We start from the raw sequence: 15,734 nt of genomic DNA, 5'->3' as shown, positions 1-15,734 counted from the left end.
ATACGATTCTACAAACTGGCGACCACACTGTTTACAAACATAGTTTTGTTTGCCGTGGTGACGACCGTTTTTACTGATTTGAGTTGATTCACATTTAGGACATTTCATACTCCTATTATGCAACACCATAATTTTTGCTTTATCTATGACAATTTTGACTGTAGAAACCCTCTGTTCAGAAGCCACAGTATTTTCAGCCGCTGAGTCTCGACATCCAGAACCTTTGTTGTACGGTATTACTGATGGGAAAGCTGTCGGAACATACTTAGAACAGAAATTTAGGCTTTATCTCAGAGAACGTTACGAGTTTCTAGAGGGAAATTCTGCAAGCGGCATTGATTTTCCAGGGTTGTTTATCGACATAAAAGTAACCAGTATTAAACAACCCCAGTCATCATGCCCTTTCAAATCTGCAAGACAAAAGATTTTTGGGCTTGGGTATTCACTACTTATTTTTGTTTACGATAAAGCAGACAATAGCACAAACCGGACTGCAACCTTAAGCATTCTGCACACAATTTACGTGAAAGCTGAAAAGACAGCAGATTTTCAGATGACTCGTGGAATTCGTAGCATCTTGAAAAATGAAGGTAATAAAGATGACTTGATTGCTTTTATGCTGGATCGAAATCTCCCAATTGATGAAATTGAGGCATCTAACATTGCAGATGAAATACTTAGAAATCCTCCCAGTCAAGGATTTTTGACTATTTCTAATGCTTTGCAATGGAGGCTTCAGTATGGAAGAGTCATTGAACGTGCTAATCAAGAAGAAGGTATTATTGCTGTTTATAGAGCTAATTCATGATTCGTAGTGCTGACAAAGAAAAAGTAGAATATGGGGATTTCCAGACACCTTTGGAACTTGCTGAGAGAGTTTGTCAGCAGTTAATAAAGCTGGGCATTGTCCCCGATATCATAGTTGAACCAACATGTGGTATAGGTAATTTTATTGAGGTTGCATCTAGTATATTTAAAACAGCAAAAAAGATTATTGGAGTTGAAATAAATCAACAGTATCTACAGGAGATGAGAAGGAAAAAGCAATTTATACAAGATGAGAGAATTGAGCTTCAACATGCAGATTTTTTTCAATTTGATTGGTTATCGCTTATTAGTCAGTTAAATGGAAATATTTTGGTACTTGGTAATTTTCCTTGGGTGACAAATTCAATACAAGGAAGTCTTGGTAGTGAAAATTTACCTAAAAAAAATAATTTTCAAAATTATAATGGCTTAGATGCCATTACAGGTAAGAGTAATTTTGATATCTCCGAATGGATGCTAATTCAAATTATTCAATGGCTACAAGGACGGGATGCTTATCTAGCAATGCTTTGTAAGCTATCTGTTTCGAGAAAAATACTGAATTATCTTCATTCTAAAAATCTTAACCTTGCTTACTGTGCAACGTACAGAATAGACACAAAGAAATATTTTGATGCAACTGTTGAAGCTTGTTTATTATTCTGCAAGTTTGATTCAAAATCAAAAAACTATTTTTGTGATGTATTTAACAGTCTTGAAAGTTTGGAGTATTATCAAATAGCATATAGAAATAATCTTCTTATTAGAGATACAGATTCTTTTGAGAAGCTAAGCAAATTTTACACTGTAAATTCGGAGATAAAATGGCGATCTGGTATTAAGCACGACTGCTCAAAGATCATGGAGTTTCGCAAGATTGGTAATACTTTTATAAATGGAGTAGGAGAAGCTGTTGAACTAGAAGATATTTGTCTCTTTCCTTTATTGAAAGGTTCTGATATTGCCCACAGTCGAACAAAAACTACAGATAGGTATGTTCTAGTTACTCAAAGATTTGTTGGTGAACCTACTGAACACATAAGGGATTTAGCACCCAAAACTTGGCAATATCTAGAATCTCATGCAAATGACTTAGAAAATAGAAAAAGCAAAATATATCAAAATAAACCTAGGTTTTCTATTTTTGGAGTTGGTGCATACACTTTTTCTCCCTGGAAAATTGCAATTTGCGGACTTTATAAAAAATTAGAATTTAGATTAATTGAAAAGATATTTGATAAGCCTGTTATTTTTGATGATACAGTCTACTTTCTTAGTTTTGAGGATGAGCAAGTTGCCCTGAAAACTTTTCAAACTCTGGCATCTCCATTAGTGATAAACTTTTACTCTTCTTTAATTTTCTGGGACGAAAAACGCCCTATTAAGTCCAGTGTGCTTAGTAGCTTAGATCTGACAGCATTAGTAAATTTAGAAGATTATGTCAGAAGTGACGCATGATGAGAGGTTACAGCATATTAGTAATTAGCAATTAGCTATTTTAGATTCGCTGGTTTGTTAACTTTAGATTGAGAATGGATAGAACTAAGATTCCTAAAAACAGGACTAGTCCAATTGTGCAAGCATAACTCATTTCTAAGTTACGGAAAGCTTGCTCATAGAGATAATAAACAATTGTCTTTGAGCTGTTGCGCGGTCCACCTTGTGTCATGATATAAACTTCTTCAAACACTTTCGTTGCAGAGATTGCCGAAATAACTGCGACTAAAACAAGATATGGTCGCATTAAAGGTACTGTAATATCCCAGTGCTTGCGAATACCATCAGAACCATCGATCGCAGCAGCTTCGTACAAGTCTGCGGGAATTGCTTGTAACCCAGCTAGATAAATGACCATGTAGTAGCCTAGTCCTTTCCAGACAGTAACCGCCATGACGCTAAATAGTGCCCACTGCGGACTTGTTAACCAGGGAATACCTTTTTCTGATAAACCAATTTGCCGAATGATCTGATTGAGTAGTCCATTTCCTTCATAAATCCACCGCCAAGCAATTCCGGCAACAACCATTGAAATGACAACTGGGGTATAATATGCTGCTCTAAACCAGTGCATTCCCCAGAGTTTTTGATTGACCAAAATAGCCAGTGCTAAAGGTGCGATCGCTAACACTGGTACAACGCAAACAAGATAAAGTACAGTATTGCCTAGCGTCTGCCAAAATACAGCATCAGTCCACAACCGCTGAAAATTCTCCCAACCTACCCACTGTGGTGCTTGTGTGAGATCGTATTCGTAGCGCGTGAAGCTGAGATAAAATGCTTGAAGTGCAGGCCAAAATACAGTCAAGCTCAAGATGAGTAAAGCCGGTAACAAAAACAAGTAGGGAGTCAACTTATGTTGAATTGTCCCCCAGTTTGCGGATACTGATTTTTGCATAAGTACTTATATTGTCTCTGGCTATTTAACCAGATTATTGTGCGTAATTGGTAATTGGTAATTGGTAACTGGTAATTGGTAATGAGAAAAATATTTATTAACAGTTCAACACTCAAAACTCTGACCTTAGCTGCTTAAAATTTGAGCAATCATGCGGTTAGCCTGTGCACTGTAGCTACCCCCAAAGAGATTGTAATGATTCAAGATGTGGTAGAGATTATACAAAGTTTTACGTTTTTCGTAACCTTGCTCTAAAGGAAAAACTGCATTGTATCCCTGATAAAAAGCAGCTGGGAAACCACCAAACAACTCTGTCATAGCAATATCAACTTCGCGATCGCCAATATAAGTTGCCGGATCAAATATAATTGGTTCTCCTGTTGTTGTACACGCTGCGTTACCTCCCCATAAATCTCCGTGAACTAAGGACGGTTGCGGTTGATGCGTTAATAACTCTGGAATAGCGGTTAGTAATGCTTGCTGCTGTGGGAAGTGTCCGCCGCGTCGATTCGCTAATTTGAACTGATATCCTAAACGGTGTTTCGCAAAAAACTCTGCCCAATCAGTTGTCCAATCGTTGATTTGGGGTGTTGAACCGATGGTGTTATTGATATTCCAACCAAAGGCAGCCTTTCTTGACAACTGCTGTATTTTGTGCATCTTTGCCAGATGTCGCCCCATGTCTTCCCAGGTTGAGTTATTACCTCGACCAAGGTCAATCCACTCTAAAACGAGATAACACGAATTTTCTGCAATTCCCCAACAAATCGGTTGAGGCACTCGAATAGTATTAGTTGCAAGCATTTGTTGCAATCCTAGAGCTTCTGCCTCGAACATGGCAACTTGAGAAGGGGAATTGAGCTTGACAAAGTAAGTATCAGTATCGCTACTAATGGCATAACCTTGGTTAATACAGCCACCACTTACTGAGCGTGTTTGATTGACAAGAAATGCTTTTCCCGTTACTCTGCTTATATTCTGGGCAATTTCTAACCAATTCATGCTGGTTTGTGAATAACAACTCCATAAGCATTTGCTGATAGATGCTGTTGCGCTGCAGCAACTATATCAGTAGCATCTACTCTTTGAATTTTAGTTGGATACTCAAAAGCAGGCTCTAAATCGCCAACCATCGAGTGATAGTAGCCATAGAGACTAGCGCGATCGCTGGGGGTTTCGTTGCCGAAAATAAAGCGATTTGCAACTTGAGTACGAATGCGGGCAATTTCTGATTCTTGGACAGGTTGAGTTTGAATTGTTTGAATGTGTTGGGCGATCGCTGCTTCCACAACAGGGATATTTTCTATAGGTAGTGCAGCAGAGATATAAAAGACGCCCTGAAGTTGTTGCGTCATGTTACTGACAGATATCTGAGAAACTAATCCTTTCTCTTCTCTTAGTTCGCGCACTAGCCGTGAAGTGCGACCGTGTCCTAAAATTGCCGCTAGTACATCCAAAGCATAAGTTTGCTCCATTTGTATCAAACCTGGAACTCGCCATACCATAACTAAGCGTGCTTGCTGCAAACTTTCATCTACATATTCATGGCGGACGATTTCTGTAAAGGGTGACTCAGAAGTATTTGTAGGGCTATATTTCTGAGGTATGGATTGTGAAGTGTTTGTTTGGACACTATCACTAATCACTTCAATCAGTTTTTCTACAGGTAAATTACCGACTGCAACTGCTGTCATTGAGCGTGGTTGGTACCATGTCTGATGAAAGTCGCGCATCTGCTGGGGTGTTAACTGAGAAATAACTTCTGCTGGACCAATAACAGGACGACGATATGGTAAGCACTCAAATGCTGTTTGCATAGCACGTTGAAACGTCCGACGGCGGGGATTATCATCAGAACGGCGAATTTCTTCTAGAACAACTAATCGTTCTCTCTCAAAGCCGTCATCAGGAATTATACAATTTTGAACAACATCAATTTGAAGGGGTGCTAACTGAGCAAAATCTTTTGGTGCTGTTGTGATGTAGTAATGAGTATAGTCTTGGCTTGTTGCTGCATTTGTGACTGCACCCCGTTCTTCAATCAGTCGCTCAAATTCACCGCTACACAAGCGTTGTGTACCTTTAAACACCATGTGCTCTAGGAAATGAGCCATACCATTGATTGCATCTGATTCTACCGCAGAACCAACATTGACCCACAAGCTAAGATTAACGGCTTCTATCGGCATTTGCTCTGCTATGATCGTCAGACCATTGGGTAATCGACGCAATGTCGGAGCGTTTAACCGTGGAATCAAAACAGTAGAAGTCATTTGTGCTACTTCAGGGGGGTCAGTACTTCTATATCTTACCCACTTAGCAGCATCAGATTGAGTGATATCTTGAATAAGTATACGTAATTTTTAGGTTGCTGTTGCCAAGGTCATAACCATGAATGGTAAGCCTGCAAGAAAACAAGTTACAAAGACCCATACGGAAAAAGTTTGAATGTCTTCTTGTACTAACGCAGATTTCATTTGAGTTATTGCTAAAGGAAATAAAGTCAACAATAGTGTAATGACAACTAAATAGTCTAATAGTGACATTATTTAATTTATTCCTATACAGTGCTTTACCTTGATGATGCTGCTTTAGCAAGCGTTATTAATCTTTCCTTAGTTCAATAATTTGTTTTTGGCAAGTGTCACTATAGTTAAATATCTGATAGATAGATATCTGTGTCTGAGAATACAAATAATTACAAGATAGTTGGTACAGAAGTCTATTAAAGAATTGCTTTGAAGATCCTAAAAATAGCGAGAACAAAATGTGATAAAGAATACACAGAGGCTTTATTATAAAATTATTCTTTAGTTAGAAGTTGATTTGTTTACAAGCAATTAACATGGCTAATAGCAGGAAAAACAAATCGCAACGCATATTCACATCCTGGAAATTTATACTTGAGCTACTGGGTGTCACCCTACTTCTGGCTACATGTATAAGCTCATTCCAGGATTTTTTATTGCGCGATCGCTACCAAGTAAAAAAGAGAGTTTAATTTATCTAATTAAACTACTTTAATTAGATTTGACTAACTGATGCTAATAAATAAAATTCAGACAGCCAAGAATCTTTGAATGACATCTTGACTTAATTCACTGGTACTGCCAGAAGCAACAATACCGCCTTTTTGCATTGCATAGTAGTAATCTGCTTGACGAACAAAATGAAGATGTTGTTCAACTAACAATACTGAAATTCCTGTAGTAGCAATAATTCGCCGCACAGCAGCTTCGATCTCTAAAATAATTGATGGTTGAATACCTTCGGTGGGTTCATCTAAGACAAGTAATCGTGGTTGTCCCATCAAAGCCCGCGCGATCGCGAGTTGTTGTTGTTGTCCGCCACTCAAATCACCACCCATGCGCGATAGCATTGTTTTCAGTACGGGAAACAGTTCAAAAATTTCTGCGGCAATTTCCTTACTATGTTTGCTATTGCGTCGTGCTTCGAGTCCGAGGAGTAGATTTTCTTTTACAGTTAAGCGAGGGATAATTTCTCTTCCTTGCGGAACATAACCAATTCCTAACTTGGCACGTTGATCGGGAGTTTTTGAGTTAATGACTGCACCATCAAAGGCGATCGCACCACTACGAGGACGAATTAACCCCATAATTGACTTTAGGAGTGTTGTCTTGCCAACACCATTGCGTCCAATGAGACACACCATTTGTCCTGCGGGAACACTTAAATCGACATTGCGGAGAATATGACTTTCGCCGTAGTAAACATTAAGATCGGAGACTTGCAGCGTTTTGTCTTGACTAACTGCGGTTGCATCTGGGGCGATCGCATCACGAGTGTAACTCATATTTTCTATTTTATTGAATACGTTAACTTACAGTTCTGATCCTGAAGTTTCGAGTGCGAGTGAATGAGTTGTATGTGCATCATCCATTGGTTGTCCTAAATACACTTCAATAACTTTAGGATCGTTTTGGACTTGATCGATATTTCCTTCACACAGTACTGAACCTTGATGCAGAACAGTGACTTTTCGCGCAATTTGGCGAACGAACTCCATATCATGTTCAATCACCAAAATCGAATGACTTTCAGCTAAAGCAAGTAACAAGTCGCCAATATTTTCGGTTTCTTCGTCTGTTAACCCTGCAACAGGTTCATCTACGAGGAGTAGATCGGGAGATTGCGCAACTAGCATCCCAATTTCTAATCGCTGTTTTTCGCCATGTGAGAGTAAGCCTGCGAGAATATCAGCGCGAGAACTTAAACCAATCGTTTCGAGTAAACCTGCTATTGAGTTACGTTCAGCACTTTTTGGTTTACCTACTAAAGTTGACCAAACATTTTTGGTGCGGTTGCTGGTCAGTTCAAGATTTTCTCTTGGTGTTAAATTGAGGTAGACACGTGGAGTTTGAAACTTACGACCGATTCCAAGTCTAGCAATTTGATGTTCGCTGAGCGATCGCAAGTTGCGTCCTTTGAATAAAACTCTTCCTTTTGTTGGTTTAGTTTTGCCTGTAATGACATCTAAAAATGTCGTTTTTCCGGCTCCATTTGGACCGATAATAACTCTTAGTTCGCCGACATCTAAGTTGAAGTTAAGATCGTTTAAGGCTTTGAAACCATCAAAGCTAACTGTTACATCTTCAATTTCTAAAATTTTTTCTGGCATAATGCTCCTGCAACAATTATAAATTTCAGCTTGTAGATTGAAAATCCTCCACTTAATTAGAAATATTTTAATAATGAACTTGATATCTAACTCTTTATAAAGAGGCTACAACAAACTTCCCTCACTCCTCACTCCTCACCCCTATTTCTTTTCTTTCCTGCTGAACTTCAGGATCTTCTTCTAAGCTAGGGTAAGTGAAAGATTGCTTGCGTCGTCCTAGATTTTGAATTCCTTGACTTTTTAGCCAACCAACAATTCCATCTGGTAGAACTGTGACAACAATTAAAAATAGTGCGCCTTGGAAAAATAACCAAATTTCAGCAAATTGTTCGCTTAAGAAACTCCGCGCGTAGTTAACTAATAGTGCGCCTAAAATTGCTCCAACAAGTGTTCCTCTGCCACCAATAGCTACCCAAATTACCATTTCAATCGAGAAAGCAACATCCATTAATCTAGGCGACACAGAACCACTTTGGAGAGTGTACATTGCTCCGGCAATACCTGCTAGTGCACCAGAAACGGCGAAAACAAGGACTTTAAATTCTGTGGGATTGTATCCTGAAAACCGTACGCGACTTTCATCATCGCGAATTGCCATGAGTAAGCGTCCAAAGCGTCCGCTTGTTAACCAACGACAAAGGGCGTAAGCACCAGCAAGGAGAACAATTGTCAGGCTATAAAAAACAAATTGTGTTGATTGAGTGTTAACTGATGTGCCTAACAGTGTTTGAAAATTCGTTAAACCATTGGTACCGTTAAATAATTTTTGCTGTCCATTAAAAAAGTTAAAAAAGACAATGGTTGCTGCTTGGGTAAGGATAGAAAAATAAACACCTTTGATGCGATTGCGAAAGACTAAATACCCAAGAACTCCAGCAAGAAGTGCTGGAATAGTCACAACAGCAAAAGTTGCAAAAGGGAAAGAATAAAAAGGTTCCCAAAACCAGGGTAATTCCGTACCGCCATATAAACTCATAAAGTCTGGCAATCCACCATCAGCATCTTCGAGTTTGATATGCATGGCGATCGCATATCCACCTAATGCAAAGAAAATGCCGTGACCTAAACTTAATAAGCCAGTGTATCCCCAGATTAAATCAATTCCTAAAGCAACAATTGCTAATGATAAAAATCGCCCCAGCAAGTTAAGACGAAAATTACTCAATACCGCAGGCATTACAAGAATTAAAAACAATGCGATCGCAAGTACAATTCCTACCTCTATCCACAATGTCTGTCGCTTACCTCTAGCCCCAAGGCGTGAAACTGCATCCACTGCTACCTCTCCTTAATTTCCTTATTTCCTTTTCCCCTCACTCCAGACTTTGTCCCGCTTTGCTAACGCCCCTGTTTAAGCATCAACAGTACGCCCTTTTTGAGGGAATATACCGCCAGGACGCACTTGTAAAAAGGCAATAATTAAAGCAAAGACCATCACCTTTGCCATGCTTGTGGTTGCAAAAAAGGTAAAGAAATCAGCAAGTGGCTGAATGGGGGTAAATAGAAGTGCCAACGTACCTGAACCGACGAGATAGTTTACAGTACCAATTGCTAAGGCAGCAACAATTGTACCTACTAACTTACCGACACCACCAACAACGACAACCATAAAGGTATCAACGATGTAGTTTTGTCCAGTATTTGGTCCTACGGAACCGAGATAGCTGATTGCACACCCCGCAACACCAGCTAGACCCGAACCTAAGGCAAATGTGAGGGCATCGACTTTTTGGGTAGGAATTCCCAAACACGAACTCATACTGCGATTTTGAGTGACAGCGCGAATGCGTAATCCCCAGGGCGATCGCTGTAAGAAGTAGTAAAGTCCAGCAACGCAGACGATTGTTAATGCAATGATGAATAGTCTTGCATAAGGTAATTGGAAATTGCCTAACGGTAAACCGCCACGCAGCCACCTTGGTGCAGAGACATCGACGTTTTGTGCGCCAAACCAAGGTCTAGTCACTGCTAGCTGATAGGTATCGGCTAAAAATCTCCCAGCAGCGATCGCAATTCCTAAAGATAACGGTAACAATGCGGCGATCGCCCATTTATGAAAAGCACTTTGACGGCGATTTAAAACCCACAAACCACCAAAAAACAAGATACAAAATACTGCTAAACCAATGACCAAAACCCAGTTTACACTGCGCACAAACTGCTGCAAAATCAAACTAACGCCCCAAGTAGCAAGCAGGGTTTCTAAAGGACGCCCGTAAAGATAGCGAATCACTCCTCGTTCGAGAATTAATCCCACCCCCGCAGTCACAAAGAATGCAGCAATTAAGGCAAAAAAGATGTAAATCTCAAAAAAAGGTTCGCCAAATTGCCTAAAAACATTCTGCACGACGAACGTAGTATAGGCACCTAGCATCATCAATTCACCATGCGCCAAATTGATCACGCCCATTAGCCCAAATACAATTGCTAGTCCTAGCGCTGCAATCAACAATACAGCACCAATACTAATGCCATTAAACAAGCCGTCAAATAATCCAATTAGCACGCTTTGCCTCCTAAAACAAACTAGGAACCAAAGACTGAAAGCCTCTAGTCCCTAGCCTCTAGCTTCTAAGCAGCTTTGAATCTGCCACCTTTATTAGGATCAGACCAATCACAGGCATAACCCTTGGTTTCCTTCACAAATTGATTCCAAGGAATAGGCTCGACAGCTGAATCAGTAGAGTTAACAATCTCAAACATGCCATCACTTCTGACTTGACCAATACGGACAACTTTGGAAATATGATGGTTCGGTTGCATTGTGACTGTACCCTCAGGAGCATTTAGCGTTTGCCCATAAGCAGCGGCGCGGACTTTTGCTAAATCTTCTGCTGTTCCTGCTTTTTCGACAGCTTGCTTCCACAAGTAAACTGCAATGTAAGCAGCTTCCATCGGATCGTTAGTGACGCGATCTTGTCCGTACTTTTGTCTAAAAGCTTGGACAAATCTTTGATTTTCTGGAGTTTCTACTGTTTGGAAGTAGTTCCACGCGGCATAATGTCCTTCAAGATAGTCAGCACCGATAGCGCGGACTTCTTCTTCTGCAATACTGACTGACATTGAAGGATAGCGATCTGGGGTCAAGCCTGCACCTTGTAGTTGTTTAAAGAATGCTACATTACTATCGCCATTCAAAGTGTTGTAAATGACACCGCCATTGGGTAAAGCTTGTCTAATTTTGGTGATAATTGGTGTAACTTCGGTATTGCCTAATGGTAAGTAATCTTCTCCGAGAACTCTGCCACCTTTTTCGGCAACTTGCGCTTTGATGATTGTGTTTGCAGTGCGGGGGAAAACATAATCAGAACCGACTAAAAAGAAATCGGTGCCTTTGTTTTGGAGTAACCAATCTACAGATGGTTCGATTTGTTGATTTGGTGCTGCTCCTGTGTAAAAGATATTGCGAGAACATTCTTGCCCTTCATACTGCACTGGATACCAGAGCATGTGATCTTTTTGTTCAAAAACAGGTAAGACATTCTTACGACTTGCAGAAGTCCAACAACCAAATACAGCCACAACTCGATCTTGGTCAATTAATTTTGTGGCTTTTTCTCTAAAAGTATCCCAATTTGAAGCTCCATCTTCAACGATCGCTTCAATTCTTTTGCCTAGTACACCACCAGCATTATTGATTTCCTCAATTGCTAACTGTTCGGCATCAACAACGCTTTGCTCGCTAATTGCCATAGTGCCACTCAGCGAGTGTAAAATACCTACTCTGATAGTGTCTCCGCCACCACTAGCGCCAGTAGCCGTCGGTGATGAAGCATTTGTGGCACTGGTAGTAGTCGTTGTTTCATCATTTGCACAAGCTTTCAGCAATAGGCTTGTCCCAAATGTTGCCGAACCATATACAAGAAATTTACGTCTATTAAACTTGTTTATCATTTTGTGACCGTTCTCCTGCCACGGACTAGTAATACTGAGGAGTTGCATCTATCTAGAGACAAGTTTGTTATCTTAAAGTGATATCTGCTTGTTTTTTGTATACAGAAATACTATTTATTGGTGTCCGAGCGACCTCAGTATGAGGAAAACATGACAAATCAGTAACGTCATAATCTCTTGAGACTACGAGAGTTGCTTTTTTAGAAAGCTATATCAGCTTGTCAATCAATTGATACTGTTACTAATCTTATTGATCGGCAAACGTTAGTACGTAGTCATATCTTGCACCAAACCTTGCGAATGGAATTCGCGGCTATACAAACTCTTTCCGCCGGCACGGATAATAAAAAATCGAGGTGTTTGTAACCTGATTAGCTGCGGTTTCAACCGCTAAGTGCAAGATGTGAATTTAACTAATGCTACAAAGTCTAAAGTAGGTATCCCGCCTTGTTATGATTCAGCTATTGATACGCGATCGCGCCCTGAGGTTTTAGCACAGTACAGTGCTGCATCTGCTGCTTGAATTAAGGTTGTAGGAGTTGAGCCGTGTTGAGGAAAACAAGCAATTCCCAGTGAAAGGGTAACTGCACCTAATAACTGCTGGCGATGTTGAATGCGTAAATGCTTCACACCCTCACGGATTTGCTCGGCACGTTGTTGAATAGTCTCTAAAGTAGATTCGGGTAAAATTAGCGTTAACTCTTCACCACCATAGCGACAAGCGATATCCGATTTGCGAATATTGCTTTGCAAAAATAGCCCAATTTCACGTAAAATAGCATCGCCGGCTTCGTGACCGAAGGTGTCATTAAAGCGTTTAAAATGATCGACGTCGATCATAATGACTCCTAAAGGTTGCTGTTTGCGATCGCACCGAAACAGTTCGCGTTCTAACGATTCTTCCATATAACGGCGATTGAATAAATTTGTGAGTGCATCGCGAATGCTGTGATTTTGCAGCTTCTCTCGCAATTTTAAGTTAGCTAATGCCCAACTAATCTGCTCTGCAACTGTAATTGCTAGCTGTTTTTTTCCTTGAGTTAATGCTAATTCTGGAGAACTTAAGTGTAGTAGTCCGAGGGCTTCACCTTGTGCCATCATGGGTACGCATAGATATGCTGTACTTGAAGGCGCATGCTCAAGATGCTGACAAACTAAACCTGTGTGCGTATCCATGCAGTGTACCCTACCGCGCCGCAGTGCCCAACAATCATCAGATTTAAAGAGTGTCTGGCTGATAGATGTACCCCATGTTGCAACTGCTTCTACCATATTCCTAGAAGCATTAATCAGAAAGATGCCGCCGGAAATCTGTGGAAATAAAGGTTGTATTAAACTTGGTAAAACTTTGTAAGCTTCTTCTACAGTGTGGCAAGCTTGCAAAATCTCGCTCATTTCGCCTAGAAAAGTAATTTCGCGGTTACGCTCTTCTAATTCACCCACCCAATCAGTTAACTTGACGTTAGCTTGCTGTAGTGCTTGTTCAGTGTGCTTGCGTTTAGTAATATCCATTGATACTCCCACTAAACGTATTGCTTGACCATTGTCATAGTAAACTTGACCTTGGCTACCTATCCAATGCAAACTACCATCAGACCAAAAAATGCGAAACTCGACATTGTAATTCACTCCTCCCTCAACTGCACGAGTAATACTTTGCTCAACAGCTATGCGATCTTCAGGATGGATAATATTGATGAAATTTTGGAAAGTTGCTTGATGAGTACCTGGAGGAAACCCAAAGATAAACCCTAGTCGTTCGGAAAAAGTCACTTCGTGAGTGAGCATATCCCAGTTCCAAGTGCCCATCTGAGCAGCTTCTAATGTTAGATTAAGTCTAGCTTCGCTTGTACGTAATGCTTCTATTGTCTGCTTGCGATCGCTAATATCGCTACCAATTCCGAGAAATCCAGTGATGTTGCCATCAACATCGCGTAAAGCTGTGATTGATAAAAGTATGGGAAAGCGACTACCGTCTTTACGGATATAAGTCCATTCTTGCTCGTCGATTTCTCCCCGCCGCACTTGGGCAACAAAGACGTCAAATCCAGGAGTAATATCTATTCCCTGAGATGATAACACTTGTGCTCGTTGCACGACTTCTCGAAGAGCGTGAAAAATGACTGGTGTTGTTTTGCCAACAACTTCTTCAGCCGAGTAACCTAGTAATTTTTGGGCAGCATGATTAAAAGTACAAATATTACCATCTATATCAGTAGAAATAACCATATAGCTTGTACTATTCAAAATTGCTAATTGAAGCGTGTTTGTTTGTTGTAAAGCTTCTTTGACTTGCTTTTCCTCAGTGATGTCAATACCAGTACTGATGAAATATTCAACAGCTTCGTCTGCTCCAAGTAGTGCCGTATTTGACCAAGCAATTAAGCGGCGATCGCTATTTTTTGTTAGCCAGTAATTCTCATGTTGATGTGACAAACTTGTTTGAAGTTGATGAAAGAGCATTTTGACTTGCACTATATCTTCTTTTGGAATCAATAAATCCCAAAAATTTTACCTCTGACGTCACTAAAAGAGTAGCCAGTGAGTGTTTCACAAGCTTGATTAAAACGAACGATTCTCCCTTGAGTATCAGTAACAAATACTAAAGCACTACTTGTATTCAGCACTGCTGATGTAAAGTCGCGTTCTTGTTCGAGTATGACTTCAGTTCGCTTGCGTTGTTTAATCTCTCGATATGTCAGGTAGTAAACTGCTGAAAATAAACCAAGATTGAGTAAAATACCAGCAGTAAAAGTAGAAACAGCAAAGTGAGCATTTTCTTGAGCTTGTAGCGATCGCTCCTGAAAGATAGCATCTTCTTTTTGTTCAATCTCACGCACCGTTTTGCGGATTTGCTCCATGAGATATTTACCTCTACCTGCTAATACTAATTGTTTTGCAGTTTCAAAACCAAACTTTTTTCGCGTATCAATCACATATTGACTGACAGCAATTCTTTGCTGAATCAGTGACTCAAGTTTGTCTAGTTGTTGCTGATACTTTGGGTCAGAACCCATAAAGTATCTCAATTCTTCGAGTTTTTGTTCAATAGAAGAAGTAGCTATATTATATGGTTCTAAATAATTTTCTTTACCAGTAATGACATAACCACGCTGTCCAGTTTCTACATCTTTTATTTGAGAAACCACATCTTCCAGTTTTTTTAATACCTCATGGGAGTTTGTTGCTTGAGTATGAGTACTAATTAGCCTATTAAGATTTTGGTAGGAAATAGTGCCAACAATCAGCAAAACTAGCGAAGCTACTCCAAATCCTGCTGCCACATCTCTGAGAAAATATTTACCTTGTTTCTCTGTTTTTTTGTGCTGATTAGGTTTTGCTAAATTTCCTAAATTACGGCGTAACTCAATCAATTGAATTACCTGATGGGCAAGTTTTTGTAATGCATCCACTTGGGCTAAAGTGAGTTCTCGTGGAACATAATCCATAATACACAATGCACCCAAATGATGACCTTCAACTGTTATTAGAGGTACACCAGTATAAAAACGAATAAAAGGTTCCGAACTAACCATTGGATGGGTAGCAAAGCGTTCGTCACCTACTGTATCTGGAATGATAAAAACATCTGATTGATTAACAGTATAAGTACAAAAGGAACTTTGGCGTGGAGTTTCTGTTGTTGCAATTCCAACTTTCGATTTGAACCATAAGCGTTGTGCGTCAACAAAGCTAATGTAGGCAATAGGTGTCTGACAAATATACGCAGCTAAGGTAGTAAGTTCATCAAAAGTTTTTTCGGGATCAGTATCAAGAATGTGACACTGATCAAGTGTTTGTAGCCTGGCAACCTCGTCTGTTAATGGAGTATCAATGGTATTTTGTAATGAACTATCGGCATTGTTTAGCCTTTGGCTCATAGCTGTGTCCATCTTTACTCCACTAACATATAACTCGTTGTCATTCCGTTATTAAAGTTTGAGTTAAGACTGCCTAGATTAACCAGAGTAAGTTTACGGAAATTTTATAATTTCTCTT

General features: G+C 39.9%; 14 protein-coding genes. 2 read left to right on the top strand and 12 right to left on the bottom strand.

From position 1 onward, the window contains the following. Nucleotides 1–108: IS1/IS1595 family N-terminal zinc-binding domain-containing protein (locus CSQ79_RS28495; RefSeq protein ID WP_502693928.1), on the bottom strand; the 108-nt coding region annotated here is incomplete at its 3' end. A gap of 37 nt (nucleotides 109–145) precedes the next feature. On the opposite strand from CSQ79_RS28495, the gene CSQ79_RS25570 reads away from it, so the two are divergent. Both CSQ79_RS25570 and CSQ79_RS25565 read left to right on the top strand, forming a co-directional pair. Beyond that, nucleotides 146–808, top strand: coding sequence for a type II restriction-modification system restriction endonuclease (locus tag CSQ79_RS25570; protein ID WP_099703929.1), 663 nt, complete (start codon nucleotides 146–148; stop codon nucleotides 806–808). Then, entirely contained in the window at nucleotides 805–2,265 is a 1,461-nt protein-coding gene (locus CSQ79_RS25565) for a class I SAM-dependent methyltransferase (protein WP_099703928.1), read from the top strand. Before CSQ79_RS25570 ends, CSQ79_RS25565 begins: the two co-directional genes overlap by 4 nt. Nucleotides 2,266–2,305: 40 nt before the next feature. On the opposite strand, the gene CSQ79_RS25560 is transcribed toward CSQ79_RS25565, so the two are convergent. From CSQ79_RS25560 to CSQ79_RS25510, 11 genes are all read right to left on the bottom strand, one after another. Then, a complete protein-coding gene (locus CSQ79_RS25560) occupies nucleotides 2,306–3,202 on the bottom strand; it encodes a carbohydrate ABC transporter permease (protein WP_099703927.1) in 897 nt (298 codons plus the stop codon). 126 nt (nucleotides 3,203–3,328) lie between these two features. Beyond that, nucleotides 3,329–4,204 carry a fructosamine kinase family protein gene (locus tag CSQ79_RS25555; protein WP_099703926.1) on the bottom strand — a complete coding sequence of 292 codons (876 nt, stop codon included), beginning with the start codon at nucleotides 4,202–4,204 and terminating at the stop codon, nucleotides 3,329–3,331. Further along, nucleotides 4,201–5,475: a M16 family metallopeptidase gene (locus tag CSQ79_RS25550; protein WP_099703925.1), complete on the bottom strand. Its 1,275-nt coding sequence runs from the start codon at nucleotides 5,473–5,475 to the stop codon at nucleotides 4,201–4,203. Before CSQ79_RS25550 ends, CSQ79_RS25555 begins: the two co-directional genes overlap by 4 nt. 90 nt (nucleotides 5,476–5,565) lie before the next feature. Further along, a complete protein-coding gene (locus tag CSQ79_RS25545) occupies nucleotides 5,566–5,748 on the bottom strand; it encodes a hypothetical protein (RefSeq protein WP_099703924.1) in 183 nt (60 codons plus the stop codon). 512 nt (nucleotides 5,749–6,260) lie between these two features. Next, nucleotides 6,261–7,016 carry an urea ABC transporter ATP-binding subunit UrtE gene (gene urtE / locus CSQ79_RS25540; RefSeq protein ID WP_099703923.1) on the bottom strand — a complete coding sequence of 252 codons (756 nt, stop codon included), beginning with the start codon at nucleotides 7,014–7,016 and terminating at the stop codon, nucleotides 6,261–6,263. A 27-nt stretch (nucleotides 7,017–7,043) separates the two neighbouring features. Next, nucleotides 7,044–7,841, bottom strand: coding sequence for an urea ABC transporter ATP-binding protein UrtD (urtD, locus tag CSQ79_RS25535; protein ID WP_099703922.1), 798 nt, complete (start codon nucleotides 7,839–7,841; stop codon nucleotides 7,044–7,046). Between the two features lie 121 nt (nucleotides 7,842–7,962). Then, entirely contained in the window at nucleotides 7,963–9,018 is a 1,056-nt protein-coding gene (urtC, locus tag CSQ79_RS25530) for an urea ABC transporter permease subunit UrtC (protein ID WP_502693969.1), read from the bottom strand. 174 nt (nucleotides 9,019–9,192) lie between these two features. Next, nucleotides 9,193–10,347, bottom strand: a complete 1,155-nt coding sequence (gene urtB, locus CSQ79_RS25525; protein ID WP_099703920.1) for an urea ABC transporter permease subunit UrtB — start codon at nucleotides 10,345–10,347, stop codon at nucleotides 9,193–9,195. 65 nt (nucleotides 10,348–10,412) lie between these two features. After that, the gene (gene urtA / locus CSQ79_RS25520; RefSeq protein ID WP_099703931.1) at nucleotides 10,413–11,735 is read right to left on the bottom strand and encodes an urea ABC transporter substrate-binding protein; all 1,323 of its coding nucleotides are present in this window, start codon (nucleotides 11,733–11,735) and stop codon (nucleotides 10,413–10,415) included. A gap of 450 nt (nucleotides 11,736–12,185) precedes the next feature. Next, complete coding sequence (locus tag CSQ79_RS25515; RefSeq protein ID WP_143755504.1) at nucleotides 12,186–14,198, bottom strand: GGDEF domain-containing protein; 2,013 nt, start codon at nucleotides 14,196–14,198, stop codon at nucleotides 12,186–12,188. A gap of 29 nt (nucleotides 14,199–14,227) precedes the next feature. Then, nucleotides 14,228–15,628, bottom strand: coding sequence for a CHASE3 domain-containing protein (locus CSQ79_RS25510; protein WP_099703918.1), 1,401 nt, complete (start codon nucleotides 15,626–15,628; stop codon nucleotides 14,228–14,230). Nucleotides 15,629–15,734: the final 106 nt, after the last annotated feature.

Source organism: Gloeocapsopsis sp. IPPAS B-1203, assembly GCF_002749975.1.
Classification (GTDB): Bacteria; Cyanobacteriota; Cyanobacteriia; order Cyanobacteriales; family Chroococcidiopsidaceae; genus Gloeocapsopsis.
The sequence above is the reverse complement of the archived record's forward strand: the minus strand, read 5'-3'. Positions and strand labels throughout refer to the sequence as shown.